The sequence below is a fragment of the Bradyrhizobium sp. CCGUVB14 genome (genome assembly GCF_024199935.1).
Lineage (GTDB): Bacteria > Pseudomonadota > Alphaproteobacteria > Rhizobiales > Xanthobacteraceae > Bradyrhizobium.
The window spans coordinates 7,918,443-7,944,067 of record NZ_JANADS010000001.1; the positions used below are offsets into that span (position 1 = coordinate 7,918,443).

23 protein-coding genes are annotated in these 25,625 nt (G+C 65.1%); 5 read left to right on the forward strand and 18 right to left on the reverse strand.

Translation table 11 applies throughout. The annotated features are described in order from the left end of the window. Window positions 1-11 precede the first annotated feature (11 nt). From NLM32_RS36955 to NLM32_RS36985, 7 genes are all read right to left on the reverse strand, one after another. Window positions 12-809 carry a xanthine dehydrogenase family protein subunit M gene (locus NLM32_RS36955; RefSeq protein WP_254133611.1) on the reverse strand — a complete coding sequence of 266 codons (798 nt, stop codon included), beginning with the start codon at window positions 807-809 and terminating at the stop codon, window positions 12-14. An 11-nt stretch (window positions 810-820) separates the two neighbouring features. Beyond that, a complete protein-coding gene (locus NLM32_RS36960; RefSeq protein WP_254133612.1) occupies window positions 821-3,208 on the reverse strand; it encodes a xanthine dehydrogenase family protein molybdopterin-binding subunit in 2,388 nt (795 codons plus the stop codon). A 2-nt stretch (window positions 3,209-3,210) separates the two neighbouring features. Further along, window positions 3,211-3,702 carry a (2Fe-2S)-binding protein gene (locus NLM32_RS36965; RefSeq protein WP_254133613.1) on the reverse strand — a complete coding sequence of 164 codons (492 nt, stop codon included), beginning with the start codon at window positions 3,700-3,702 and terminating at the stop codon, window positions 3,211-3,213. Window positions 3,703-3,721: 19 nt separating this feature from the next. After that, a complete protein-coding gene (locus tag NLM32_RS36970) occupies window positions 3,722-4,828 on the reverse strand; it encodes an ABC transporter ATP-binding protein (RefSeq protein ID WP_254133614.1) in 1,107 nt (368 codons plus the stop codon). A gap of 2 nt (window positions 4,829-4,830) precedes the next feature. Then, entirely contained in the window at window positions 4,831-5,751 is a 921-nt protein-coding gene (locus NLM32_RS36975; RefSeq protein WP_254133615.1) for an ABC transporter permease, read from the reverse strand. Further along, a complete protein-coding gene (locus NLM32_RS36980; RefSeq protein ID WP_254133616.1) occupies window positions 5,748-6,632 on the reverse strand; it encodes an ABC transporter permease in 885 nt (294 codons plus the stop codon). Before NLM32_RS36980 ends, NLM32_RS36975 begins: the two co-directional genes overlap by 4 nt. An 82-nt stretch (window positions 6,633-6,714) precedes the next feature. Continuing rightward, window positions 6,715-8,064 carry a PotD/PotF family extracellular solute-binding protein gene (locus NLM32_RS36985; RefSeq protein ID WP_254133617.1) on the reverse strand — a complete coding sequence of 450 codons (1,350 nt, stop codon included), beginning with the start codon at window positions 8,062-8,064 and terminating at the stop codon, window positions 6,715-6,717. A gap of 259 nt (window positions 8,065-8,323) precedes the next feature. On the opposite strand from NLM32_RS36985, the gene NLM32_RS36990 reads away from it, so the two are divergent. After that, window positions 8,324-9,796 carry a hypothetical protein gene (locus NLM32_RS36990; RefSeq protein ID WP_254133618.1) on the forward strand — a complete coding sequence of 491 codons (1,473 nt, stop codon included), beginning with the start codon at window positions 8,324-8,326 and terminating at the stop codon, window positions 9,794-9,796. A 4-nt stretch (window positions 9,797-9,800) separates the two neighbouring features. On the opposite strand, the gene NLM32_RS36995 is transcribed toward NLM32_RS36990, so the two are convergent. Continuing rightward, window positions 9,801-11,102 (reverse strand): MFS transporter, encoded by a 1,302-nt coding sequence (locus tag NLM32_RS36995; protein WP_254133619.1) that lies wholly within the window; start codon window positions 11,100-11,102, stop codon window positions 9,801-9,803. A 205-nt stretch (window positions 11,103-11,307) separates the two neighbouring features. Here NLM32_RS36995 and NLM32_RS37000 point away from each other — a divergent pair, with 205 nt between their 5' ends. The 3 genes from NLM32_RS37000 to NLM32_RS37010 are packed head-to-tail and all read left to right on the forward strand — an operon-like array spanning window position 11,308 to window position 15,077. Beyond that, on the forward strand, window positions 11,308-12,522 hold the full coding sequence (locus NLM32_RS37000) for an ABC transporter substrate-binding protein (RefSeq protein ID WP_254133620.1): 1,215 nt from the start codon (window positions 11,308-11,310) through the stop codon (window positions 12,520-12,522). Window positions 12,523-12,529: 7 nt separating this feature from the next. Next, the gene (locus NLM32_RS37005; protein WP_254133621.1) at window positions 12,530-14,263 is read left to right on the forward strand and encodes an FAD-dependent oxidoreductase; all 1,734 of its coding nucleotides are present in this window, start codon (window positions 12,530-12,532) and stop codon (window positions 14,261-14,263) included. Between the two features lie 19 nt (window positions 14,264-14,282). After that, entirely contained in the window at window positions 14,283-15,077 is a 795-nt protein-coding gene (locus NLM32_RS37010) for an IclR family transcriptional regulator (RefSeq protein WP_254133622.1), read from the forward strand. Window positions 15,078-15,239: 162 nt separating this feature from the next. Here the strand turns inward: NLM32_RS37010 and NLM32_RS37015 are convergent, their stop codons facing one another. From NLM32_RS37015 to NLM32_RS37060, 10 genes are all read right to left on the reverse strand, one after another. Then, window positions 15,240-16,019, reverse strand: a complete 780-nt coding sequence (locus NLM32_RS37015) for an SDR family NAD(P)-dependent oxidoreductase (protein ID WP_254133623.1) — start codon at window positions 16,017-16,019, stop codon at window positions 15,240-15,242. Between the two features lie 57 nt (window positions 16,020-16,076). Then, complete coding sequence (locus NLM32_RS37020) at window positions 16,077-16,667, reverse strand: thiamine pyrophosphate-dependent enzyme (protein WP_254133624.1); 591 nt, start codon at window positions 16,665-16,667, stop codon at window positions 16,077-16,079. Between the two features lie 5 nt (window positions 16,668-16,672). Continuing rightward, a complete protein-coding gene (locus NLM32_RS37025; RefSeq protein WP_254133625.1) occupies window positions 16,673-17,203 on the reverse strand; it encodes a thiamine pyrophosphate-binding protein in 531 nt (176 codons plus the stop codon). A gap of 334 nt (window positions 17,204-17,537) precedes the next feature. Continuing rightward, entirely contained in the window at window positions 17,538-18,239 is a 702-nt protein-coding gene (locus NLM32_RS37030) for a GntR family transcriptional regulator (RefSeq protein WP_254133626.1), read from the reverse strand. 105 nt (window positions 18,240-18,344) lie between these two features. Continuing rightward, complete coding sequence (locus NLM32_RS37035; protein ID WP_254133627.1) at window positions 18,345-19,088, reverse strand: aspartate/glutamate racemase family protein; 744 nt, start codon at window positions 19,086-19,088, stop codon at window positions 18,345-18,347. A 9-nt stretch (window positions 19,089-19,097) separates the two neighbouring features. Beyond that, window positions 19,098-20,363, reverse strand: a complete 1,266-nt coding sequence (locus NLM32_RS37040; protein WP_254133628.1) for an FAD-binding oxidoreductase — start codon at window positions 20,361-20,363, stop codon at window positions 19,098-19,100. 3 nt (window positions 20,364-20,366) lie between these two features. Continuing rightward, entirely contained in the window at window positions 20,367-22,028 is a 1,662-nt protein-coding gene (locus tag NLM32_RS37045; RefSeq protein ID WP_254133629.1) for a thiamine pyrophosphate-binding protein, read from the reverse strand. After that, complete coding sequence (locus NLM32_RS37050; RefSeq protein WP_254133630.1) at window positions 22,025-23,251, reverse strand: pyridoxal phosphate-dependent aminotransferase; 1,227 nt, start codon at window positions 23,249-23,251, stop codon at window positions 22,025-22,027. The genes NLM32_RS37045 and NLM32_RS37050 overlap by 4 nt, the downstream gene beginning before the upstream one ends. A gap of 9 nt (window positions 23,252-23,260) precedes the next feature. Next, window positions 23,261-23,614, reverse strand: a complete 354-nt coding sequence (locus NLM32_RS37055) for a RidA family protein (RefSeq protein WP_254133631.1) — start codon at window positions 23,612-23,614, stop codon at window positions 23,261-23,263. A gap of 17 nt (window positions 23,615-23,631) precedes the next feature. Beyond that, window positions 23,632-24,549, reverse strand: coding sequence for an NAD(P)-dependent oxidoreductase (locus tag NLM32_RS37060; protein WP_254133632.1), 918 nt, complete (start codon window positions 24,547-24,549; stop codon window positions 23,632-23,634). Window positions 24,550-24,786: 237 nt separating this feature from the next. On the opposite strand from NLM32_RS37060, the gene NLM32_RS37065 reads away from it, so the two are divergent. Beyond that, on the forward strand, window positions 24,787-25,623 hold the full coding sequence (locus NLM32_RS37065; protein WP_212329841.1) for a transporter substrate-binding domain-containing protein: 837 nt from the start codon (window positions 24,787-24,789) through the stop codon (window positions 25,621-25,623). The last annotated feature ends 2 nt before the right edge of the window (window positions 25,624-25,625 follow it).

Sequence of the window (25,625 nt, forward strand, 5' to 3'; positions counted from 1 at the left end):
ACCCTAAAGAGCTAGCTGAGCGCCGCGTCGACGGCGCGCTTGGCCATCACCGTGACGAGATGCGCACGGTAATCGGCTTCGGCATGGATATCGGAGGTGAGACCGTCGGTGTCGATCTTGATCGCCGCGATTGCGGACGGATCGAAATTCTCCGACAGCGCCACCTCCATCGGTGGCACGCGGAACACGCCCGGCCCCGCGCCGGTTACGGCGACGCGGACACCATCGGCGAATTTCGCGACGAACACGCCGACCAGCGCATAACGCGACGCCGGCGCTTTGAATTTTGCGTAACCTGCCTTGAGCGGTACGGGAAAGCGAATCGCCGTAATGATCTCGCCGGCTTCAAGCGCGGTCTCGAACAGGCCGAGAAAGAACTTGTCGGCCGCGATCTCCCGCGTGCTGGTGACGATGGTGGCACCGAGACCGAGCACGCCGGCCGGATAATCCGCAGCCGGATCGTTGTTCGCCACCGAGCCGCCAATGGTGCCGCGACTGCGCACGGCGGGGTCGCCGATCATCGACGCCAAGGCCGCGAGTCCGGGGATCTTCGCTTGCACGAGCTTCGAGGCTGCCACCACGGCATGCGGCGTCATCGCGCCGATGGTGATGGTGGCGCCGTCGTCGGTGATGCCCTTGAGGGATCCGAGCTTCGACAGGTCAACCAGTGCGGCGGGGCTCGCGAGCCGCTGCTTGATCGTCGGGATCAGCGTCATGCCGCCGGCGACAAGCTTGCTGTCCTCGATCGAGGTCAGAAGCTTGGCCGCGTCGGGAATCTGGTCGGGTTGATGATAGGCAAATGGCTTCATTGTTGTCCTCCCTATTCCGCGGCGACCGGCAGCGACGCGTTCTGCAGCAGGCGCCAGATCCGGTTCGGCGTCGCCGGCATGTCCACATGGGTGACGCCGAGATGTGACAACGCGTCGACCACCGCATTGATGACGGCGGCCGGCGAGCCGATGGTGCCGACCTCGCCGCACCCCTTCACGCCCATCGGGGTGTGCGTGCAGAGCGTGGAGTGGGTCGCAACCTTCATCATCGGCATGTGATCGGCACGCGGCATGCAGTAGTCCATCAGCGAGCCCGACAGCAGCTGCCCCGAGCCTTCGTCATAGACCGCGTTCTCGAACAGCGCCTGGCCGACGCCCTGCACGATGCCACCGTGCAACTGGCCCTCGACGATCATCGGATTGATGACCGTGCCGACGTCGTCGACGGCGGTGTAGTTGACCAGCGTCACCGTGCCCGTTTCCGGATCGACCTCGACCTCGGCGATGTGGCAGCCGCCGGGATAGGTGAAGTTGACGGGATCGTAATAGGCCTGCTCCTCCAGCCCCGGCTCCAGCACCTCGAGCGGATAATTGTGCGGCACGTAAGCCGCGCCCGCGATCTCCTCGAACGACTTGATGCGGTCCGTGCCCGCGACCGAGAAGTTTCCGGCCTCGAACTGGATATCGACTTCGGCGGCCTCGAGCAGATGCGCCGCGATCTTCTTGCCCTTGGCGATCACCTTGTCGGTCGCCTTGGACAGCGCCGCACCACCCACCACCAGCGAGCGGGAGCCATAGGTGCCCATGCCGAACTGCACGCGGTCGGTATCGCCGAACACGATGTCGACATTCTCGAAGGCGACGCCGAGCTTGTCGGAGACGATCTGCGCAAACGTCGTCTCGTGGCCCTGGCCGTGATTGTGCGTGCCGATCATGACCGTGACCTGGCCGGTCGGATGCACGCGCACCGTGGCGCTCTCGTAGAGGCCGCCGCGGGCGCCCAGCCGACCGGCGAAGCGCGACGGCGCGAGACCACAGGCCTCGACATAGGTCGAGTAGCCGAGCCCGCGGAATTTGCCCTTGCTGGCGGAGGCCGCCTTGCGGATGCCAAAACCCTTCACGTCGGCCGCAACCAGCGCGCCGTCGAGGCAACCCATGGGATCGCCGGAATCGTACTGCACCAGCACGGGCGTCTGATACGGATAGGCCTCCTTCGGGATCATGTTGCGGCGGCGGATCTCGACGCGATCGATACCCATCTCGCTCGCGGCGACATCGACGATGCGCTCCAGCACGAAGGTCGCCTCGGGCCGGCCCGCGCCGCGATAGGCATCGACCGGCACGGTGTTGGTGAAGACCACCTTCACATTGCAGTAGATCGCGGGCGTGGTGTAGACGCCGCCAAGCAAGGGACCATAGAGATTGGTCGGAATGTTCGGCCCGAAGGTCGAGAGATAGCCGCCCATGTTGGCGAGCGTGTTGACGCGGAACGCCAGGAACTTTCCGTGTTCATCGAGCGCAAGCTCGGCTTCGGTGACGTGATCGCGGCCGTGGCGATCGGAGACGTAACCTTCCGAGCGGCTCGCGACCCATTTGATCGGCCGCTTCACCCGCTTGGCGGCCCAGGTGATAACGGCCTCCTCGCCATAGTGGAATTGCTTGACGCCGAAGCCGCCGCCGACATCGGGCGCAACCACGCGCAGCTTGTGCTGCGGGATGTTCAGCACCAGCGCGCCCATCAGGAAACGCACGACGTGCGGAAACTGGCTGGTGGTCCACAGCGTGAAGCGGTCGGTGCCCGGCTCGTATTCGGCGATCGCCGCGCGCGGCTCCATCGGATTGCCGATCAGGCGATTGTTGACCAGGCTGAGTTTTGCGACATGCGCGGCCTTGCGAAACGCGGCCTCCACCGCAGCCTTGTCGCCGAGCTCCCAGTCGCAGCAGATGTTGTTCGGGACGTCGTCGAACAATTGCGGCGCATTCGGCCGCACCGCTTCGAGCACGCCCACGACAGAAGGCAGCACTTCGTAATCGACATTCAAGAGCTCAGCCGCGGCATTGGCCTGCTCCGGCGTCTCCGCGATGACGAAGGCCACCATGTCGCCGACGAAACGCACCTTGCCTTGCGCCAGCATCGGGAACGGCGGTTCCTTCATCGGCACGCCTTTGGCGTCCGAAATGCCCCAGCCACAGGGCAGACCGCCGAGGCCGTCGGCCTTGACGTCGTCGCCGGTCAGGACGGCGATGACACCGGGCGAGGCCAGCGCCGCGCTCTTGTCGATGCCACGCAGCACCGCGTGCCCGTGCGGCGAACGCACGAACACGCCGGCCGCCATGCCGGGGCGCTTGATGTCGGAGACGTAATTGCCGCGGCCGGTGAGGAAGCGTTGATCCTCTTTCCGCTTCGGTGCGGCGCCGATGCCGATCACATTGCCCATGGTCACTCTCCCTTGGCGGCGTTCATGGCGGCGGCACCGGCCATCACGGAAACCACGATGTTCTGGTAGCCGGTGCAGCGACAGATATTGCCTTCGAGGCCGTGACGGACCTCGGCCTCGGTCAGGTCCGGCTTACCGGTAGCGAGCGCGACCGCGGTCATCAGCATGCCCGGCGTGCAGAAGCCGCATTGCAGACCGTGATGCTCGCGAAACGCCTCCTGCATCGGATGCAACTGGTTCGAGCCCGGCGCACCTTGCAGACCCTCGATGGTGAGCAGCGTCGCGCCGTCGAGCGCGGGCGCCAGCAGCGTGCAGCTCTTCACCGGCAGCCCGTCGAGATGCACCACGCAGGCGCCGCACTGGCTCGTGTCGCAGCCGATATGGGTGCCCGTGAGATTGAGCTGCTCGCGCAAGAGCTCGGCGACGAGCGTCGCCGGTTCGACATCCACGCTGGTGGGGCGGCCGTTGAGTGTGAAGGATATCTGCAAGGTCATACTCCTGCGCGACGGGGCTTTAGGCGAGTGGAAGTGCGCTGCCGGTGGCCCATGTGGCCATGACGACATCGCCGACGGTGAAGGGATCTGCGAAGAAGGTCTTTTCCGGCACGTAGGCGACGAACTCGTCGTCCGGCACGGTGTCGAGCATGACCTTGACGAAATAGCCTTGGTACTCGATCGCGAGCACGCGGCTCGGCAGCGACGTGGTGTAGCCGGGCGGAAGGTCCCGGCCCGGCCTGACCAGCGCGACGTCGTCGCGGCGCACGGCGATATCGACCTTGTCGCCCACGCTGACGGTCGGGCGTGCCTGAAGCGGCACTTCGATGCCCGAGGGTGCGGCCTGTGCGAGCGTAAAGCTCGCACCGTTGACCTTTTCGACGCGGCCGGACAGCACGTTCTGGCCGCCCATGAACTCGGCGACATAGCGGTCGTGCGGATGGGCGTAGACGTCGCGCGCAGCGCCCGCCTGCTTGATCTTGCCCTGCTCCATCACCACCACGAGATCCGCGAGCGCGATCGCCTCGAGCTGCGTGTGGGTGACATGGATGAAGGTGATGCCCAGCTCCTGCTGCATCCGCCGCAGCTCCTGCCGCATCTGGACGCGGAGCTGCTCGTCGAGCGCCGACAACGGCTCGTCGAGCAGCAGCACGCGCGGTTCCGTGATCGCGGCCCGCGCCAGCGCCACGCGCTGCTGCTGGCCACCGGAGAGCTGCGCCGGAAGGCGGTCGGCGAACTGCGTCAGCCGCACCTTCTCGATCATGGCGTCGGCTGCCCGGAGGCGATCGGCTTTGGACTGGCCTCGCACGCGCAGCGCAAAGGCGATGTTCTCACGGACCGTCAGATGGGGAAACAGCGCGTAGGACTGGAACATCATCGCCGTGCGGCGCTGCACGGGCGCAAGCCCGACGACGTTCTGGCCGCCGATCACGATCTCGCCCGCGGTCGGGTCTTCATGGCCGGCGATCATGCGCAGGATGGTGGTCTTGCCGCAGCCGGACGGGCCGATGAAGCAGCAATAGGCGCCGTCGTCGATCTTGAGATTGACGCCGTCGACCACATTGGTGACGCCGTCAAAGCTCTTGCAGACGCCTGCCAGTTCGATATCGCCGCGATCGCTCTTCATTCTCAACCCTTGGCCTGGCTGCCGCGCTTCTTCTGGATCAGCACGATGGTGCCGAGGCTTGCACCGATGACGACGAAGGAGACGATGGTGGTCACGGTGCCGAGCGCATAAAGCGAGGGCGAGGTGACGTTCAGCGTCATGCTCCAGATTTCCAGCGGCAGCGTGTTCAGCGAGCCCGCGGTCTGCAGGCTGCGCGCGAATTCGTCGTAAGAGAGCGTGAACCCGAACAGCGCGACCGCGACGAGGCCGGGCGCGAGCACCGGGATCATCACCAGCCAGATCGACTGCCAGCGGCTGGCGCCGAGATCATAGGCCGCCTCCTCCCAGACGTGGTTGAAGCGCGACATCACCGCGAACATCACGAGCACGCCGAACGGCAGCGTCCAGGACAGCTGCGCGCCGAGTGCGGAGGTATACCAGCTCGCATCCAGCCCTAGCGCCTGGAACAGAAGCCCCGTGCCGAGACCGAGCACGAGGCCGGGCGCGACCAGGCTGCCGATCATCATGTAGAAGACGAACGTGTCGCCGCGGAAGCGCTTGCGGAAGCCAAGTCCGGCGAGGAACGACACCACGACGGTGATGATCGTGACGATCACCGCCAGCTTGATCGAGCGGTCGAACGAGCCCTTGACGTCGCCGGTCCGCGCCTGGGTGAAGAGATCGACGAACCAGTGGAGCGAATGCCCCTTCATCGGGAACACGAGGCCGCCGCGGATATCCTGGAACGACAGGATGTAGATGCAGAACATCGGGCCATAGAGCGCGATCACGTAAGCGGCGAACAGCGCCGCCAGCACGTAGAAGGTCCAGGGACGGCCGCCCTTGCTCGGCGCGATCGCCTTGGTCGTCGCGGGCGCGACAGACTTGGATGCACCAGGCTTGGACGCACCTGTTTTGGGCATGTCGGCGAGAACCGCGCTCATCGCGTGATCTCCTGCCTGATATCGACGGTGCGCAGGATCAGCGAGACGATCGCGACCAGCGCCAGCGTCAGCAGCACGGCACTCGCCGCCGCCGTCGGATATTGCAGCACGCCGACGTCTTCATAAAACGCACTGACCACCGAGGCCGATCCGCCGCCGGACATCACCTTGACCACGAAGAAGTCGCCCATCACGATCGAGACCACGAAGATGGTGCCGAGCGCGATGCCGCTCTTGGACATCGGCACCACGATCAGGCGCATGATGTCGAAACGGCTGGCGCCGGCGTCGATCGCGGCCTCGATCAGCTTCTTGTCGATCCGCGCCATCGAATTGAAGATCGGCACGATCATGAAGATCGTGAGCTGGTGAACATAGGCGATGACGACGGCGAGGTCGGAGAACAGCAGCACTTCCAGCGGCTGATGGATCACGCCCATCGCGAGCAGCGCCTGATTGATCAGGCCTTCCTTGCCCAGCAGCGGGATCCAGGAAATCATCCGGATGATGTTCGAGGTCCAGAACGGCACCGTGCACAGCAGGAACAGGCCGATCGCCAGCAACTGGTTGCGGACATGAAACACCAGGAAATAGGCGACGAAGAAGCCGATGATCAGCGTGAAGATCCAGGTCAGCACGGTGAACTTGATGGTCGCCAGATATAGCTTCAGCGTCAGCGCCGAGTGCAGCACCTCGACATAGCTTGCCAGCGTGAAACCCGGCGTCAGCCCGCCAAAGCCGTCGGCGGCGAAGAAGCTCGCGGCCAGCACGACCAGGATCGGCGCCACGAAGAACGGCACGAGCACCAGGACCAGCGGCGACACATAAAGCCAGCCGGCGAGATTGGAGCGCGAAGGACTTGAGCTTGGACTGGGCTGCATATCAGCAATTGCCTCGAACTCGGTCTTGTCGCACCGGCGCGTGACGGCGCCGGTGCTTCGCTTGCGTCAGGGAAAGCAGGTTTCAGGCCACCTTGAAGTCGTTCCAGCGCTTGTTCATGTAGGCCGCCTCATCCATCAGCGTGTTCCAGCACGAGATGTTCTTGACGCGATCGAGGAACGAGCCGCCGTCACGCTTGGTGCCGGTCTTCTCCATCGGCACGCCATAGGGATCGTTGACGACCTCGGGCGCGGGCTGGCCCTCGTACCAGAACGCCCATTCGGCCGGGGTGAGGAATTTCTTCGCGGTCGACGGTACCGGGCTGTAATAGCCGTAGCGCGCGACGAAGCCGCCCTGCCAGCCGGAGAGGTACCAGTTGAGATATTCGTAGGCGGCATCGAGCTTCTTGCCGGAGAGATGCTTCATCAGGCCCATGCCGTTGCACCAGCCGCGATAGCCTTCCTTGCCGTTCTTGACGTTCACGGGCGCGTAGACGCAGGGGATTTCCTTGACGCGGACGGCGGCGACCGCCGGCGACCACATCGACTGAATCACCACTTCGCCCGCCGCCATCAGCTGCACCGACTGGTCGAAGGTGGTCCAGGTCGCGCGGAACTGGCCCTGCTTCTTCAGCTCGATCAGCTTGTTGCAGGTGAAGTCGATCTCCTCCTTGGTCATGTTGCCCTTGTTGCCGTACTTGATCAGCCCGGCGCTTTCGAAGCAGAGCGCGGCGTCCATGATGCCGATCGCGGGCACGTCGAGGATCGCGGCCTTGCCCTTGAACTTCGGATCGATCAGGTCCTTCCACTCGGTCACTTCATGACCGACGAGATCGGGGCGATAGCCGATGGAGTCGGCGTTGTAGACCTGCGGCAGGAAGGTCGCCCATTCGGTGACGCCATCGTGCAGATCGGTCGAGTCCGGCTTGGAAATGTACATGGCCTCGTAAGGCGAAATGCCCTGACGCGGGATCTTGTGGCCGTCGATCTCGCCCTTGGTGAAGATCGGCAGGATGTTGTCGAACTCCTTGATCTTCTTGACCTCGATGCCCTGGATCACGCTGCGCTTGGCGGCGAGCTTGGCCTGCCAGCCCTCGAGGTCGGCGATATCGACCGTATTAGGCTGGCTTATGAAGCGGTTGATGGCGGCGGAGGTGTCGAGGTTCTGCATCGTCACCTTGAAGCCGAGGTCCTTGGCGGCCTGGTCGCCGATCGCCTTCACGACGGAATAGGAGACGCCGACATGGCGCAGCTCGATGTCCTTGATCTCCTGCGCCCAGATGGTCGGGAATCCGCGGATCGCATCCGACCCCGCGGCCGCTCCCGCAACAGCGGCCGCACCCTTCAACAGCGTGCGCCGGCTCAGCTTTTTCGTCGATCCCGCTTCCATTCCCGCCGGATTGGAGGTGGACGTTCCCTTCGTCTCATCAGACATGGCAACCCTCGTTGGTTACGATGAACGCTCGCACCGATCGCCATTGATCGGCTGCTTTCCGTGATCAGTTGCGCGTGAGGCTATGGCTGAGGTTTCGCGAAGTAAAATTGGAAGTAAAAATTCGGCGTATAAGAGCCGCTAATGGTTCGGGCCGCTGCATTTGCTTTCGGCAGCGCGCATAAGAAGGCGTCAGGCCGTGCATACAAGCGCACGCAGACAACGGCGCAGGCCCCTTTGCGCGGCAACAGCGGCCACGATTGTGCTGCTCATTGCCGCAACCTCGGGCGTCGCACTTGCCGACGAAACATCCATTGCGGCGGCGACGTTGAAAGCGATCGGAAAGATCGACCCGCGCTTTCAGTCCTACAATATCGAGATGGTGGAGGTGACGGGCGGACGGTTCTGGAAGCCGTATCCGCGCGCGGGCTGCAGCTTCGATCAGCGCGATCGCTACAGCTTCAGGCCTCCGATCAACCTGTCCAACGCGCGCCTGCGCAAGCTCGCAGCCGCCTTGTCGCCGGCCTATGTGCGGGTCAGCGGAACCTGGGCCAATGCGACGTTCTTTGCCGACACGGAGAGCGCACCGTCGGAACCGCCGGCCGGTTTCAACTCCGTGCTCACCCACGCGCAGTGGCGCGGCATCGTCGATTTCGCGCGCGCTGTCGATGCGGAGATCGTCACCTCCCTGGCCGTCAGTCCCGGCAGCCGCAACGGCAATGGCACCTGGCGACCGGATCAGGCTCAACGCCTGCTCGATGTCACGCGCTCGCTCGGCGGCCGCCTCAGCGCCGTCGAGTTCATGAATGAGCCGACGCTCGCGGCCGGCGCTCCGCCCGGGTACGACGCGACCGCCTACGGCCGTGACATCAAGATTTTTCGCGAATGGATTCGGCACAGTGCGCCGGAGACGCTGATCGCAGGGCCCGGCTCGGTCGGCGATACCGCCTCCCCATCTGGCTCAGGCATCACCACGCGCGATCTGCTCGCCGCGTCCGGCCCCGGCGTCGACCGCTTCTCCTATCATCACTACAACACGATCTCGCCGCGCTGTGGGGGCCGCGATGACCCAGCGCAGGCGCTTTCGGATCAATGGCTCGCGCGCACCGATTCGACGCTGGCGATCTATCGCGACTTGCGCGACACATTCGAGCCGGGCAAGCCGATCTGGCTGACCGAGACGGCGGATGCGGCTTGTGGCGGCAATCGCTGGGACAAGACGTTCCTCGACACGTTTCGTTATCTCGACCAGCTCGGGCGCCTGGCCAAAGCCGGCGTCCAGGTCGTGACGCACAACACGCTGGCCGCCAGCGACTACGGCCTGCTCGATGAGACGACATTCCGTCCCCGCCCGAACTATTGGGCCGCGTTGCTCTGGCATCGGCTGATGGGACCGACGGTGCTCGAGACAGGTCTCGCGGTCGTCCCGGGTCTTCACGTCTACGCGCATTGCCATCCGAAGCTGAACGGCGCGGTCACGCTGCTCGCAATCAACACCTCGCGCGATGCTTCGCGCTCGCTCGCCCTGCCGCTTCCGTCCGAGCGTTACACGCTCAGCTCCGCCCGGCTGCAGAGTGCCGGCGTGCAATTGAACGGCAGCCCGCTCGCGCTTATGGCTGGCGATCGAATGCCTGATATCGCGAGCCTTCCGACAGCGGCCGGCACGATCCGTCTCGCGCCGGCCACGATCACATTCCTGGTGATCCCAGCCGCGGCCAATCCCGCCTGCCTCTGACCGCTTATGATTTCAGCGTGTCGCGCGCGGTCTCCGGCGCCATCAGCGTCGCAACAATCGTGATGATCGACAGCGCGATGATGTAGAGCGATGCCGGCCAGTACGTACCGGCCCAGGCGAGCAGCGCGGTTGCGATCAGCGGCGAGAAGCCGCCGCTCAGCGCGGCTGCGACATTTGCGCCGAGCGAGGCGCCGCTGTAGCGCACCTGGGTGCGGAACAGTTCCGGCATGAACGCCGCTTTGGGTCCGAACAGCAGCGCATGCGTCAGCGTCATCGTGACCACGAGCGCGAGCGTGATCAGCACCGGGTCCCTGGTGTCGAGGAACCAGAACAGCGGAAACGCGAGCGCGACCGAGAACACGCCGCCGGCGAGATAGAGCGCCTTGCGGCCGAAGATATCGGACAGCCAGCCGGCGAGCGGCAGCGTCGCGAATTCGACGATCGCGGCATAGACCACCGCATTCAGGATCACCTGGCGCGGCAGGCCGAGCTTCGTCGTGGCATAGACCACGGTGAAGACGGTGAGGAGATAAGCGAGCCCGACTTCGGACACCGTGATGCCGATCGCCAGCAGGAAGCTGCGCCAATCGCGGCGTATCACCTCCCACACCGGCTGCGCCAGCACCTCCTTGCGCTCGACCACCTCCTTGAAGTGCGGCGTCTCCGCGAGCTTGAGCCGCACGATGAAGCCTACTCCGACCAGCAGGATGCTGATCAGGAACGGCACGCGCCAGCCCCAGCTCAAGAAGTCCGCTTCGGGCAGTAGCGTCATCAGCCCGAAAATGCCGGTGGAGGCGGCAACGCCGACGGGAAAGCCGATCTGCACCAGGCTGCCATAAAAGCCGCGACGATTGCCGGCATGCTCGGCCACCATGACGACCGCGCCGCTCCACTCGCCGCCGAGACCGATGCCCTGGACGAAGCGCAGGATGACGAGCAGGATCGGCGCCCAGACTCCGATCTGGCTGTAGGTCGGCAGGCATCCGATCAGGAAGGTGCCGAGCCCCATCGCGATCATGGTCGCGACCAGCATCCTCTTGCGCCCGAGCCGGTCGCCGTAATGTCCGATGATGGCGCCGCCGATCGGCCGCGCCACGAAGCCGACCGCGTAGGTCGAGAAAGCCGCGAGCGTGCCGACGAACGGGTCAAAGCTCGGAAAGAACAGCTTGTTGAGCACGAGGGCGGCGGCCGTGCCGTAGATCAGGAAATCGTACCACTCGATCGCGGTGCCGAGCGCACTCGCCCACACCACATGCGCCGTGGTCGACCGCTCCGTGACACCGGAGACCCCCGCTGCTGCCGTCATTGCCATGCGCCCCACGATTCCAGCGGACATCATGGCCAATCATGATGTCGGTTGCAACTTACGGGGGTGTTCCGGATTGCTTCGCTTTGCTCGCAAGGACGAGGCGCGCGAAAATTCGCCATTGACAAATTAATTTGCTAATATCTAATTCCTCGCCAGAACAACCGGCCGCGCCAAGGCGGCCCATAAAAGAGAGGGAACGACGATGAGAGGGCTTTTGGCCTGCGCCATGCTCGCGGCGATGACTTCGGCTGCCATGACCACTATTGCGAACGCGCAAGTCTCCGACGATGTGGTGCGGATCGGCGTGCTGACGGATCTCTCCAGCTGGGGCCGCGACAATTCCGGACCCGGTTCGGTCGAGGCCGCCAAGATGGCGGTGGAGGAGTTCGGGCCGACCGTGCTCGGCAAGCCGATCGAGATCATCAGCGCCGACCACCAGATGAAGACCGACGTCGGCGTCAATATCGTGCGCGGCTGGTTCGACAACGGCAAGGTCGATGCGGTCGTCGACATTCCCAATTCCGGCATCGCGATCGCCGTGCACAACATGGTGCGCGAGCGCAACAAGATCGCGCTGCTGTCCGGCCCCGGCGCGAGCTCGCTCACCGACGAGCTGTGCAGCCCGAACACCGTGCACTTCACCTACGACACCTATGCGCTGTCGAAGGTGACCGCCTCCGCCGTGATCAAGGAAGGCGGCAAATCCTGGTACTTCATCACCGCGGACTACGCCTTCGGCCAGCAGCTCGAGAAGGACGCCACGCGCTTCATCAACGAGATGGGCGGCAAGGTGCTCGGCGGCGTCAAGCATCCGACCAACACCGCCGACTTCTCCTCCTTCGCGCTGCAGGCGCAGAGCTCCAAGGCCGACGTCGTCGCCTTCGCCAATGCCGGCCAGGACACCGACAACGCCATCAAGCAGTCCGGCGAATTCGGCCTGGTCCAGGGCGGCCAGAAGCTGGTCGGCCTCCTGATGTTCGACACCGACGTGCACGCGATCGGGCTGAAGTCCGCGCAGGGGACCTATATGACCACGGCGTCCTATTGGAACATGGATGAGGCGACGCGGGCCTGGTCGAAAAAGTTCTTCGCCCGCACCAATGTGATGCCGACCATGATCCAGACCGGCGTCTACGGCTCGGTGTTGCACTATCTCAAGGGCATCAAGGCCGCCGGCACCGACGATCCGGCCAAGGTGATGGCCAAGATGCGCGAGCTGCCGATCGAGGACACCTTCGTCCATGGTGGCAAGTTGCGCGAAGACGGCCGCGTCATCCGCGACATGTATCTGGCGAAGGTGAAATCGCCCGAGCAGTCCAAGGAGCCCTGGGACTATCTGGAGATCATCAAGACCGTGAAGGGCGAGGACGCCTATCGCCCGGTCTCCGAGTCCAAATGTCCGCTGCTGAAGAAGTGAGGCTCACATGACCGGAAACGAGCGCAACGCAAGCGAAACATACGAGTGCGATGTGCTCGTGGCCGGATCGGGTGCGTCCGGCATGTCGGCCGCGATCACCGCGCGCTATCGCGGCCTCGACGTGCTGATCGTCGAGAAGGAGCCGCGCTTCGGCGGCACCACTGCCCGCTCCGGCGGCTGGCTCTGGATCCCCGGCACCTCGCTGGCGAAAGCCTACGGTATCGCGGAGACGCCGGAGCAGGCCCGCACATATCTGCGGCACGAGGCCGGCAACAATTTTGACGCCGCGCGCGTCGAAGCGTTCCTGAGCGCCGGCCCCGAAGCCGTCGACTTCTTCACCACCAAAACCGCGCTGCGCTTCGACATGCCGCTGGTGTTCCCGGACTACCATGCCGAAGCGCCCGGCGGCACGCAAGGCGGCCGCTCGATGGTAACGCGCCCGTTCGACGGCCGCGAGCTCGGCGATCAGATCAAGACGCTCGGCATGCCGCTGCCCGAGCTCACCGTGTTCGGCATGATGCTGGGCTCCGGCAAGGAGATCATCCATTTCATGCGCGTGACGAAGTCGCTGACATCAGCGGTCTACGTCGCAAAGCGCCTGTCGCGGCACCTGATGGACGTGCTGCGCTACGGCCGCGGCATGACCTTGACCAATGGCAACGCGCTCGCCGGCCGTCTCGCCAAATCCGCGCAGGATCTGAAGATCCCGATGTGGCTATCCTCGCCGGTGCGCGAGCTGACGGTGGAGAACGGCGCGGTGACGGGCGCGATCGTTTCGCGCGAGAGCCGCGACGTCCGCGTTCGCGCGCGGCACGGCGTGGTGCTCGCCTGCGGCGGCTTTCCGCATGATGTCGAGCGGCGGAAGAAGATGTTTCCGCATGCGCCGACCGGCCATGAGCATTTCTCGCCCGGCCCCACCGGCAATACCGGCGACGGCCTGCGCCTGGCGGAAAGCGCCGGCGGGCATGTCGAAGACCGCCTGCCGAATGCGGCGGCCTGGGTGCCGGTGTCGCTGACCACGCGCAAGGACGGCTCGAAGGGCGTGATGCCGCACTTCATCGACCGCGCCAAGCCCGGCGTGATCGCGGTGATGCGCGACGGCAAGCGCTTCGCCAATGAAGGCAATTCCTATCACGACTTCGTCCAGGCCATGATCAAGGCGGCAAAGCCCGGCGAAGAGATCGCGGCCTATCTCGTCTGCGACCACCCGACGCTGCGCAAATACGGCCTCGGCTGCGTGCCGCCGTTCCCGATGCCGCTCGGTCATCACCTCGCGACCGGCTACCTCATGCGCGGCGACACGCTTGAAGCGCTGGCGGCGAAGGCCGGCATCGATGCGAAAGCGTTCGCCGAGACCGTCAAGCAGTTCAATGCGACCGCTCCGCAGGGGCATGACGCCGCATTCGGCAAGGGCTCAAAGGCCTATAACCGCTACCAGGGCGATGCCATGCACGGCCCCAACCCTTGCATCGCGCCGATCGAGAACGGTCCGTACTACGCCATCAAGATGGTGGTGGGGGATCTCGGCACCTATGCCGGCATTGTCACCGACGAGAACGCGCGCGCGCTCGACGCCGAGGGCCGGGTGATTCCCGGGCTCTATGCCGCCGGCAACGACATGGCGAGCATCATGGGCGGCAATTATCCCGGCGCCGGCATCACGCTTGGGCCGGCGCTGACCTTCGGCTACATTGCCGGCCGTCATCTCGCCGACAGCGCCGCCAAGCGCGACGCGGCGTAAACCAAACGCCAGGGGGCGCATGAAGAGAGAAAGCCGCGGCATCCAGTCGATCGAGGTCGGCGGAGAATTGCTCCGCGCCCTCGCCAGGAGCGGCGAGCCGATGATGCTGCGCGATCTCGCGCGCGAGGCCGGCATGACGCCGGCCAAGGCGCATCCGTATCTCGCCAGCTTTTCGCGCATCGGCCTGATCGAGCAGGACGAGACCACCGGCCGCTACGAGATCGGCGCGCTCGCGCTGGAGCTCGGCCTGATCAGCCTGCGCCGCCTCTCCGGCGTCCGCATCGCCCAGCCGAAGATCGCCGCACTGGCGAGCCAGATCGGGCACGCGGTCTCGCTCGCGGTCTGGGGCACGCACGGCCCGACTGTGGTCCAGCTCGAAGAGCCCGGCCAGCCCGTCCACATCGTGATGCGCGCCGGATCGGTGATGGCACTGCTGGAAACCGCGACGGGCCGCGCCTTCGCAGCCTTCCTGCCGGAGAAGACCATCAATGCCGCGCTCGAAAGCGGCCTCGATCGTCACGGCGTCGGCTACAATCCCAAGCGCGCCGTGAAAGGCGCCAAGGTCACCGAGATGCTGACCGAGGTCCGCAAACACGGCCTCGCCCGCGCGCTGGGCGATCCCCTGCCCGGCGTGAATGCGTTCTCGGCGCCGGTGTTCGACCATGCCGGCCATGTCGCGCTGGTCATCACCGCGATGGGGCCGGAAGGCACGTTCGATGCGCGCTGGGACAGCCCGATCGCTCACGCCTTGCGCGATTGCGCGAGCCACATTTCGAAGCGGCTCGGCCATGGCATGACGATCGCGGCGGAGTGAGGTTTCCGAGTCGTCCTGGCGAAAGCCAGGACCCATTACCCCGGGGAGTAGTTGTCGTCTAGGCTAGTGACCACAAGTCTTCGTCAAACCACGTCTTGTGGTAATAGGTCCTGGCTTTCGCCAGGACGACACCGAAAATGTGGCAGCGGCTTCGCCCGCCCTCTACTTGTCCTTTACCGGAACCGTGTAGTTCAGGATCAGCCGGCCGCCATCGGGATAGATGGTCTGTCCGGTGATATAGGACGCATCGTCGCTGGCGAGGAACGCCACGACGGAGGCGACCTCGCTCGGCTCGCCACCGCGCCCCGCAGGCGTCCGCGACATCACTGTCTTGCGGGCATCTTCGGAGGTGTAGATCGAGGACGCCACCATGTCGGTCAGGATCGTGCCGGGGCCGACCGCGACCACGCGGATGTTGTGCGGGGCGAGCGCGACGGCGGCAACCGACGTCAGCTGCTTCATGCCGCCCTTGGACATGGCGTAGGTCGCAAGCGCGGGGATCGCCAGCAGCGCGTTGACCGAGGACATGTTGATGATGACGCCACCGCCGCCTTGCGCGATCATCTGTCTGGCCGCGGCCTGGACGCCGAAGAACGCGCCCTTCAGATTGATGCCGATGATCTCGTCGAATTCGGCTTCGGAAATCTCCAGGATGTCGCGGTTGCGGGCGACACCGGCATTGTTGACCATGATGTCGAGCCGGCCGAACTCTTTCGCGGCGGTGGCGACGAGCTGGTCGACGTCGGCGCGCTTGGCGACATTGCCGACGACGGTGCGCAGAGCATCGGGCCGGCCGAGCTCGGCAGCCGTTGCCGCCAGGCCATCGGCATCGACATCCGAGATGACGACTTTCACGCCGTCATCGAGGAACCGCTTTGCGCAGGCCTTGCCGATGCCACGTGCCGCGCCGGTGATGGCGGCGACCTTGCCGGATAGTTTCATGGGTCTCACTCCAGAATAGCTGCTTGGGCAGCGAGCTATCCCGGAGAGGATTCCGGTTCAAGCTGCCGCGAAGCCGAGATGAGCACGGAACCGGTTCTTGATAAAGACGGCATCGCGCGAAGGCAGCGAACGCGGCGGATTTTCCGCCCTCACCTTGATGACAAAAAGCCGCGGACCATCGGCCGGCTCGGCGATTTGCGCCGCGAGGTCTTGCACCTCCTCGATCGTCCGCACCGTCGCAGTGGCAGCAAAGCCGCAGGCCGCGGCAATCGCGGTGAGATCGACGCCGCGGCCGGTGTGGCTCGCCTGCATGCCGGTCTCGCCGAAATGCTGGTTGTCGATCACGACGATGTCGAGATTGCGCGGACGGGCGACGCCGATGGTGGCGAGACCGCCGATGCCCATCAATTGCTCGCCGTCACCGGTCAACGCGAGGACGCGCTTGCCCGGCTGGGCCTGCGCCAATCCAAGCGCGATCAGCGCAGCGCCGCCCATGGCGCCCCAAAGATAGAAATTGGCGTCGTGGTCTCCGACGGAATGCAAATCGTAGGTGGGAGAGCCAAGGCCGGAGACGACCAGCGTGTCCTTGCGGTTCTTGAGAAGAGCCGCGACGGCGGCGCGGCGATCGAGCTCGGAGGGAACGGTCATCGATATCACCACTTCTTCTTGCCGATCAGGCGCTGCCCGATCAGGACTGCAATCTGCTGGTCGGATTCGTAGGCGAGCGACGCCGCGGATTCGACGGTCTCGACCAGATCCTCCGCCGTCTCAGCCCGCATTACCTTCAGCCCGATGGCCTCCAGCGAGGGCTGCGTCGCCCGGCTCATCGGCACCTGCCAGGGATTGAACTCCGCCCATTCGCCGCGCATCGTCACCAGCATCAAGAGCGGAAAGCGGCCGATCGCCGACAGCGACAGCATGTTGATGCAATTGCCGACCCCGCTCGACTGCATCAGCAGCACGCTGCGCTGGCCACCGAGCCAGGCGCCCGCGGCAATCGCGATGCCTTCCTCTTCCGTGGTCAGCACGTTGGTGGTGACGTCGCGGTCGGCCGAGAACATGCGGATGAGCTGGCTGTGACCGGCGTCCGGCACGTACGACATCTGCTTGACGTCGGCGGCCTTGAGGACCCGATAGAGCTCGCTCGGCCAGTCGGTTTCAGGATTGGGCTTGGGGCTATGCACCGCGTGTCTCCGTGAATTGCGAGCGGCACGCTAGCGATGTTCGGGCGCAAAAGCTCTGACCGTCTGGGACGATCAGATATCGAAGGATTGTATAGCTGGGTTTTCGCGCAGTGCGGATGATTGCGCCCTCTCCCCTTGCGGGACAGGGCATCACCGCAGGTCGACACAAACTCACTTGGGTGAGGGGTACGTCTCCACGCACTCACGCGCAGCTATGTGCGCCGAGAGATACCCCTCATCCGGCGCTTCGCGCCACCTTCTCCCGCATCCGCCTTCGCCAAGGCTTCGGCGGACATGAGGGGATAAGGGAAGAGGCACCGCCGTTCAGGCTGGTTCAGTTCGCCACCGACCTCGCCGCCGCCGGCATGTAGATCTGCGCGTAGCCTTCCTTGATCGCCGACGTGATGCGATCCAACCGGCGATCGATGTGCTTCTCCAGCACCGAGACGCAGGCGTCTTCGTTGCGCGCCTTCAACCCTTCGACGACCGCGCGGTGCTCGGCCTGGGTGTTGGAGCGGTTGATGCTGTCCATGTCGATCCAGCGCACGAAGCGGATGCGGGCGTTGACGTTGCGGAGCACGCGCAGCATCTCGGCGTTGTTCGACATCGCCATCAGCCGCTCGTGAAAGGTCTCGTCGAGCTCGACCAGTTCCACTGACGAGCGCTCGCCGGGATCGGGGCCGGTCGCTTCGAGGAATTTCAAGAGCGCGTCGATATCCTCGTCCTTGGCGCGCTTGATGGCGAGGCGGACCGAGGCGACCTCGATCGACTTGCGCAGCTCGTAGAGATCGAAGATTTCGTGCGCGTCGAGCTCGCGGCAGAAGAAGCCCTTGCCCGGCGTGAAGCGCAGGAAGCCTTCGGTGTTGAGACGGTTGAGCGCTTCGCGCAGCGGCGTGCGGCTGACGCCGAGGCGCTTGGCCAGCTCGCCCTCGTTGAGCCGTTCGCCCGGCTTGAACTCATAGCTCACGGCCATCGCCTTGAGCTGTTCATAGACGCGATCGACGATACTATCGGAAGCCAGTTCCACGTTGCTCATATCAGCTGCATTCATGCCCGCACACAGCCCAATATACCGGGGCTGCGGGAGCGATTGCAATGCAAACGAGAGCAGAGGTTGTGAAGAGCTTCGCAACCGCCGGACTTAGGCGAAGGCGCGCGGCCGCAGTCCAGCATGAAACCAGGTAATCATGGAATAGATGTCATAGACCGGCAACCCGACCTCGGCCTGCAACGCGGCCGCGTAGGGCGGCATATTGGTGCATTCGAGCACGATCGCGCCGACATCGGGGTTTTTGGCGACCAGCTGCTTTCCGGCCTCGACCACGTCACGCTCGGCCTGCGCCACGTCCATGTCGTCCTTCTCGGCCTTGATCAGGACGCGGAAAAACTCCTTGCCGTGCTCGGTGCCGACCAGCGGCGTATCGAGCGGCACGCCGGCGCCTTCGAGATGGGCCGGCGTCAGGGTCGAGCCCGACACCGTGACGAGACCGACGCGCTTGCCCGGCGGCAAGGTCGCCTGCACCCACGGCACCTGCATCAGCGACGAGGTCGCGACGGGAACGCCGACGGCCGCCGCGATCTCCTTCTGGAACAGCGAGAGGAAGCCGCAATTGGTGGTGATGGCTTCGGCCCCGAGCCGCACCAGATCCTTGGCCGCATCGATGAAGTCAGGCAGCAGGCCGGCGGCACCCTTCAGCACCACCTTCTCCGGCGAAGCGCCGCTCACCACGCGATAGAGCACGGGGAATGGCCAGGTCGCGCCGTTGCCCATGTCGCCGGGAATGCGGGGGAAGCGTGCTTCCAGCATCAGGATGCCGAGCGGCGCGCCGTAGATGGCCTTGCCGCCACGGGCGATACGGGAGGACGAGCTGGCTGCGTTGGTCATGGTGCGATCTCAGAGGAAGCGGGTGGGCGCGAATGGTGCGAGCGGGATTTCGGGCTGCTTGCCGCTCAGGAGTTGCGCGACGAGACGGCCGGTGCGGGCCGAGCCGACCAGGCCGATATGGCCGTGGCCGAAGGCATAGACGATGTCGCGTGACGCGCGCGCGTAACCGATGCAGGGAATGCCGTCGGGCATGCTCGGCCGATGCCCGAACCAGGTTTTTATGCGCGAAGCCGGGATATCTCTCGGCAGCTTGGGGAACATGCTGAGAAGGTTGTTGCGCAGGATCTCGGCGCGCTTCCAGTTTGGCGCGGCCTCGAGGCCGGCGATCTCGACCGTGCCGGCGGCGCGCAGACCCTTGTCGGTCCAGTTCACCACCATTTTTGCGTCGGATGCCATCATCGAGCTGCGCGGACCTGATTCCGGATGCTCGATCATGACGTGATAGCCGCGCTCGGTTTCCAACGGCAGGGGATCGCCAACGGAAGCCGTCAGCCGTTTCGAATGCGCGCCGGCCGCAACCACCGCGGCATCGCAAGCAATCTCGCCGGTCTCGGTGAGGACGGCGACAATCTTGTTGCCGGAAAGCTTGAGGCCCGTCGCCTTGGCACGCACGAGTTTCGCGCCGTTCGCCAGCGCGTGCTGGGCCAGCGCCGCAACGTAAGCGCCGGGATCGCGGCAGCGGCCGGCCTCCTCCACCACCACGCCAAACGTGTAGCGCGGATGCAGATCCGGTTCACGCTGACGCATCTCGTCGGCGTTCAGCTCCATCCATGCGACGCCGACCTTCTTGCGCAGCCGCCAGCCGAGATCGTTGTCGAAATTGCCGCGCGACGGGAACACGTGCATCACGCCGTTGCGCTCGACGAGTTCAGGCACACCGGCCTCTTCCGCAAGCTTCCGGTGCAAGAGCGGCGCGTCCTTCAGGAGATCACGCAGCGCAAAGGCGGTCTTCTCGACGCGCGCCTCGGTCCAGCCCGAGAGCAGATATTTGATCAGCCAGGGCAGCGCCTTCGGCAGATACGACCAGCGGATGGCGAGCGGGCCGAGCGGATCCATGAGATAGCCCGGCACCTTTTTCCAGATGCCCGGCTCGGCCGGCGGGATCACCGAATGCGAGGAGAGCCAGCCGGCATTGCCGTAGCTTGCCGCCTGCTCGCCACCGGGCTCGCCCGCGTCGATCAGCGTGACGCGATGACCCTCGCACAGCGCCTCGATGGCGCTGATCACGCCGACCGCGCCGGCTCCGATGATGGCGACGTGGCGGCCCTGCGACATTGCTTACGCCTTCACTGCCGGCGCAAAATCCTTGCCGACCGAGATCGCGCGCGGATCGATGATGCAATGGAGGATCGACGGCTTGCCCGAGGCCAGCGCACGCTCGAACGCCGGCGCGAATTCTTCGGTGCGCTCGACGCGCTCACCATGGCCACCGAACGCCTTGGCGTACATCGCGAAGTCGGGGTTCTTGAGCTGGGTGCCGACGACGCGACCGGGATAGTCGCGCTCCTGGTGCATGCGGATGGTGCCGTATTGCGAATTGTCGACAACGATGACGACGAGCGGCGCGTCATACTGCACGGCGGTCGCGAATTCCTGGCCGTTCATCAGGAAGCAGCCGTCGCCGGCAAAGGCGACGACGACGCGATCCGGAAACTGGCGCTTTGCGAGAACCGCCGCCGGCACGCCATAGCCCATCGAGCCCGAGGTCGGCGCGAGCTGCGCGGCAAAGCTGTGGAAGCGATGATGGCGATGGATCCAGCCGGCATAATTGCCGGCGCCGTTGCAGACGATCGCGTCCTTCGGCAGGCGGTCGCGCAGCCAGGTCATGACCTGGCCGTACTGGAACGTACCCGGCAGCTCGCGCGCCTTGTCGGTCCAGGCGAGGTAATCGGCATGCGCCTTGGCGGCTTCGCCCTTCCAGGCGACCGCGCCCGAGGGCTTCAGCGTTTCGACGGCGGCGGCGAACGCGGCCGGTGTCGCCTGGATCGCCAGCGCCGGCTGATAGATGCGGCCGAGCTCTTCCGAGCCCGGATGCACGTGGATCAGCTTCTGCTTCGGCGTCGGGATATCGAGCAGCGTGTAGGACGATGACGGCATCTCCGACATGCGACCGCCGATGAGAAGAATCACATCGGCGTTGTCGATGCGGGCCTTCAGCCCCGGGCTCGGCCCGATGCCGAGGTCGCCGGCATAGTGCGAATGATCGGCGTCGATCAGCGACGCCCGGCGGAACGAGGTCGCGACCGGCAGGTCGAAGCGCTCGGCAAAGCGCGCGATGCTCTTGGTGGCGTCGTCGGTCCAGCGCGAGCCGCCGAGGATGACCAGCGGCGCCTTGGCGCTCGCGAGCATCGCACCGACCTGCTCGAGATCTGATGGCGCGGGCCAGCTCACCGCGGGCTCGATGCGCAGGGCGTCGGCGACGGCGGCGGTCTCGGTCAGCATGTTCTCCGGCAGCGCGATCACGACCGGACCGGGGCGGCCCTGCATCGCGACGCGGAAGGCGCGCGCGACCAGCTCCGGAATGCGGTCTGGACGATCAATCTCGACCGCCCATTTCGCCATGGAGCCGAACACCGCCTTGTAGTCGAGCTCCTGAAACGCCTCGCGCTCGCGCATGCCGGTGTCGACCTGGCCGACGAACAGGATCATCGGTGTCGAATCCTGCATCGCGATGTGAACACCGTGGCTGGCATTGGTCGCGCCGGGGCCGCGGGTGACGAAGCAGATTCCGGGACGGCCGGTGAGCTTGCCATAGGCTTCCGCCATCATCGCAGCACCGCCTTCGGCGCGGCAGATCACGACGTCGATCGGGCTGTCATGCAGTGCGTCGAGCGCGGCGAGATAGCTCTCGCCGGGCACGCAGGTGACGCGATCGACGCCCTGGGCGACCAGCTGATCAATCAGGATCTGGCCCCCGGTGCGGGTGTTTCTGATGGTCATGACAGCTCCCTGCAGGCTTTGGCGATACGCTCTAGGGCTTCGCGCAAGTTTTGTTCCGAGGTGGCGTAGGACAGGCGGAAATAAGGTGCAAGGCCGAAACAGCTGCCCGGCACCACGGCCACGTCATGCCTCTCCAGCAGGAAGCGGCAGAACGCCGCGTCGCTGTCGATGATGGTGCCATCCGGCGCGCGGCGGCCGATCAGGCCGGCACAGCTGGCATAGGTGTAGAACGCGCCCTCCGGCCGGCGGCACGTGACGCCGTCGATGGCGTTGAGCGCATCGACCACGATGTCGCGGCGACGCTGGAACGCAGAACGGCGCTCGATGAGCACGTCCTGCGGCCCGGTCAGGGCGGCGATCGCAGCCGCCTGGCTCACCGAGGACGGATTGGTCGTGCTCTGGCTCTGCACCACCGCCATCGCCGCGATCAATTCGCGCGGGCCGCCGCCATAGCCGACGCGCCAGCCGGTCATGGCATAGGCCTTGGAGACACCGTTCACCGTCAGCGTGCGCGATTTCAGGCTCGGCTCGAGCGCGGCCGCCGTGACGAACGGCAAGCCATCGTAAGTGAGGTGCTCGTAGATATCGTCGGCCATCAGCCAGACATGCGGATGACGCTTGAGCACATCCAGGATCGGGCGCAGCTGCGCAGCCGAATAGGCCGCACCGGTCGGATTGGCCGGCGAGTTCAGGAGCAGCCAGCGCGTCTTCGGCGTGATCGCGCGTTCGAGATCGGCGGCATCGAGACGAAAGCCGTTGTCTTCGCGGCAAAGCACGTCGACCGGCGTGCCGTCGGCGATGCGCACCATGTCGGCGTAGCTGGTCCAATAGGGCGCGGCGAGGATCACCTCGTCGCCGGGACTGAGCGTCGCCATGAAGGCGTTGTGGATCACCTGCTTGGCGCCGGCACCGGCGGTGATCTCATCAGGCGCATAGACGAGATCATTCTCGCGGCGGAATTTGTCGGCGATGGCCGCCTTCAATTCCACCGAGCCGTCGAGGATGGTGTACTTCGTCTGGCCGGCGCGGATGGCGCGCTCGGCTGCGTCCTTGGCATGGTCGGGCGTATCGAAATCAGGCTCGCCGGCCCCTAACACGATCACCGGCCGCCCCTCGCGCTTCAGCCGCTGCGCGACCGCGCCGATCTTGAGGATCTCGGACACGCCGATCGCGCTGATGCGCTGTGCGGGGCGGAAGGTCGATGCGGGAGCGCTGACAGTCACAGCCGTCCTCTACGCGCGCGCGGCGATCGCGATCACTTCGATACGGAAGGCGGGATCGGCGAGCTCGACCTTGCCGCAGGCGCGGGTCGGCGTGTTGCCGGGCACGACCCAGGCGTCATAGACCGCGTTCATGGCGTCGAAATCGTCCATGGTCTTCAGCCAGACCTGAACGCTGAGCAGGCGTGACTTGTCGGTGCCGGCGCGCGCCAGCATGTCGTCGACCTTGGCCAGCGCTTCTTTCGTCTGCTGGGTGATGTCGGCGGTCTTGGTGTCCGCCACTTGGCCCGCGAGAAAAACGAGATCGCCGAACACGGAGGCGCGGCTGCGGCGGGCATTCTGGTCGATGCGGGTGATATCCGACATGGGATGTCCTTATTGCTTTACTTGCCGGTGGCGATGATGCGGCGGCAATGATCGAGCGCGGCACCAATGAGGTTGTCGCTCGCCTCCGGCGTGCGGAACGCCGAATGCGCCGACAGCGTCACGTTCGGCAGTTTTGTCAGGGCGTGGCCGGCCGGCAGCGGCTCGACCGTGAAGACGTCGAGGCCGGCATGGGCGATGTGGCCCGAGCGCAGCGCGTCGAGCATCGCGTCCTCGTCAACGACGGCGCCGCGCGCGGTGTTGATCAGGATGCTGCCGGGACGCATCTGCGCGATGCGTTCGCGCGACAGGAAGCCCTTGGTCTCGTCGTTGAGCAGGAGATGCAGCGAGACGACGTGGCTCTCGGCGAGCAGCTTCTCCAGCGAGACGAACGCGACGCCCGGATGCGTCTTCGGCGTCCTGTTCCAGGCGATCACCTTCATGCCGCAACCCGCCGCCATGCGCGCGGCTTCCGCAGCGATGCCGCCGAAGCCGATCAGGCCGAGCGTCTTGCCGGTGAGCTGCACCGCGTCGCGGCGCAGCCAATTGCCCTCGCGCATGCCGCGATCCATCTCGCCGAAGCTCTTGGCAGACGCCCACATCAGCGCGATCGCGCATTCCGCCACGGCGGTGTCGCCATAACCCTTGATCGTGTGCACGGAGATGCCGCGCTGGCTAAGCTCTTCCGGATTCATGTAGCTGCGCGCGCCGGTGCCGAGGAAGACGACATGCTTCAGCGCCTTGCACTTTTCAGCGATCGCACTCGGCACCGCGGTGTGGTCGACGATCATGATCTCGGCATCGCCGAGCAGGCCGGGCAGATCGTCGGGCTTGATCGAGGGATTGCGGTTGATGCCGACCGGCAGCCTCGAGGCAGCCAGCAGCTTGTCGGTCACCGCCGCCAGGGTCTCGTTCGCATCGACGAATAGGGCGCGCACAGGCCTCTCCTTCAGCACATCTCGATATTGCGTTCAGTCTTGTATTCAGACTTGAATGCGATTTGCAATCCCTGGCTTTCAGGAATTTTGCGCAATCCTGCCAAGATATTGGGCTCATTTCTGCCTTGCCGCCCAAATGGTCAGCAAATCGAAATACCGTATTGCATTTTATCCTGAATACAGAAATAGTCCAGTGGCCGGAGACGATCCGACCCAAATTCCAGGGAGACAGAGACCATGAATCGCAGGGACGCTCTCACCACTGTCGCGCTCGCGGGCGCCGCGATGGCTGCCGCCAGCGGATCGGCCAAGGCCGACGCACCGACCTCCACGCTCGACCGCATCAAGAAGAATGGCGTGCTGCGGGTCGCCGTCATCGTCGGACAGGAGCCCTACTTCCACAAGGATCTCGCCACCAATGAATGGTCGGGCGCCTGCATCGAGATGGCCAAGGACATCGCGAGCAAGCTCGGCGCCAAGCTCGAGACGCTGGAATCGACCTGGGGCAACCAGATCCTCGACCTCCAGGCCGACAAGGTCGACCTCGCCTTCGCCGTGAACCCGACACCGGAGCGCGCGCTGGTGATCGACTTTTCGACGCCGATCCTGGTGCACTCCTTCACCGTCATCACCAAGAAGGGCTTTGCCAAGCCGCAGACCTGGGCCGATCTCAACAAGCCCGAGGTCAAGATCGCGGTCGATATCGGCTCCACGCACGAGACGATCGCGCGCCGCTATTGCCCCAAGGCCAACATCCTCGGCTTCAAGAACCGCGACGAGGCGATCCTTGCGGTTGCGACCGGACGCGCCGACTGCAACGTCTCGCTCGCCGTGCTGTCGGTCTCGACGCTGAAGAAGAACCCGAACCTCGGCGATCTCGCGATCCCGCGCCCGCTCCTGACGCTGCCGACCAACATGGGCATCCGCGCCGAGAGCGACCGGCGCTACAAGGACTTCCTCAGCGCCTGGGCCGACTACAACCGCTCGATGGGCCAGACCCGCGAATGGATGCTCAAGGGCTTCGAAGCGGTCGGCCTCACCGCCGACGATCTCCCGCCCGAAGTTCAGTTCTGATC

Excerpts from the sequence above, each read along its gene's own strand:
- NLM32_RS36955 (WP_254133611.1), bottom strand. The coding sequence starts at position 809 with ATGAAGCCATTTGCCTATCATCAACCCGACCAGATTCCCGACGCGGCC.
- NLM32_RS36985 (WP_254133617.1), bottom strand. The coding sequence starts at position 8,064 with ATGTCTGATGAGACGAAGGGAACGTCCACCTCCAATCCGGCGGGAATG.
- NLM32_RS36965 (WP_254133613.1), bottom strand. The coding sequence starts at position 3,702 with ATGACCTTGCAGATATCCTTCACACTCAACGGCCGCCCCACCAGCGTG.
- NLM32_RS37000 (WP_254133620.1), top strand. The coding sequence starts at position 11,308 with ATGAGAGGGCTTTTGGCCTGCGCCATGCTCGCGGCGATGACTTCGGCT.
- NLM32_RS37065 (WP_212329841.1), top strand. The coding sequence starts at position 24,787 with ATGAATCGCAGGGACGCTCTCACCACTGTCGCGCTCGCGGGCGCCGCG.
- NLM32_RS37005 (WP_254133621.1), top strand. The coding sequence starts at position 12,530 with ATGACCGGAAACGAGCGCAACGCAAGCGAAACATACGAGTGCGATGTG.
- NLM32_RS37035 (WP_254133627.1), bottom strand. The coding sequence starts at position 19,088 with ATGACCAACGCAGCCAGCTCGTCCTCCCGTATCGCCCGTGGCGGCAAG.
- NLM32_RS37015 (WP_254133623.1), bottom strand. The coding sequence starts at position 16,019 with ATGAAACTATCCGGCAAGGTCGCCGCCATCACCGGCGCGGCACGTGGC.
- NLM32_RS36980 (WP_254133616.1), bottom strand. The coding sequence starts at position 6,632 with ATGCAGCCCAGTCCAAGCTCAAGTCCTTCGCGCTCCAATCTCGCCGGC.
- NLM32_RS36975 (WP_254133615.1), bottom strand. The coding sequence starts at position 5,751 with ATGAGCGCGGTTCTCGCCGACATGCCCAAAACAGGTGCGTCCAAGCCT.
- NLM32_RS37020 (WP_254133624.1), bottom strand. The coding sequence starts at position 16,667 with ATGACCGTTCCCTCCGAGCTCGATCGCCGCGCCGCCGTCGCGGCTCTT.
- NLM32_RS36960 (WP_254133612.1), bottom strand. The coding sequence starts at position 3,208 with ATGGGCAATGTGATCGGCATCGGCGCCGCACCGAAGCGGAAAGAGGAT.
- NLM32_RS37040 (WP_254133628.1), bottom strand. The coding sequence starts at position 20,363 with ATGTCGCAGGGCCGCCACGTCGCCATCATCGGAGCCGGCGCGGTCGGC.
- NLM32_RS37055 (WP_254133631.1), bottom strand. The coding sequence starts at position 23,614 with ATGTCGGATATCACCCGCATCGACCAGAATGCCCGCCGCAGCCGCGCC.
- NLM32_RS37030 (WP_254133626.1), bottom strand. The coding sequence starts at position 18,239 with ATGAGCAACGTGGAACTGGCTTCCGATAGTATCGTCGATCGCGTCTAT.
- NLM32_RS37045 (WP_254133629.1), bottom strand. The coding sequence starts at position 22,028 with ATGACCATCAGAAACACCCGCACCGGGGGCCAGATCCTGATTGATCAG.
- NLM32_RS36970 (WP_254133614.1), bottom strand. The coding sequence starts at position 4,828 with ATGAAGAGCGATCGCGGCGATATCGAACTGGCAGGCGTCTGCAAGAGC.
- NLM32_RS36995 (WP_254133619.1), bottom strand. The coding sequence starts at position 11,102 with ATGACGGCAGCAGCGGGGGTCTCCGGTGTCACGGAGCGGTCGACCACG.
- NLM32_RS37010 (WP_254133622.1), top strand. The coding sequence starts at position 14,283 with ATGAAGAGAGAAAGCCGCGGCATCCAGTCGATCGAGGTCGGCGGAGAA.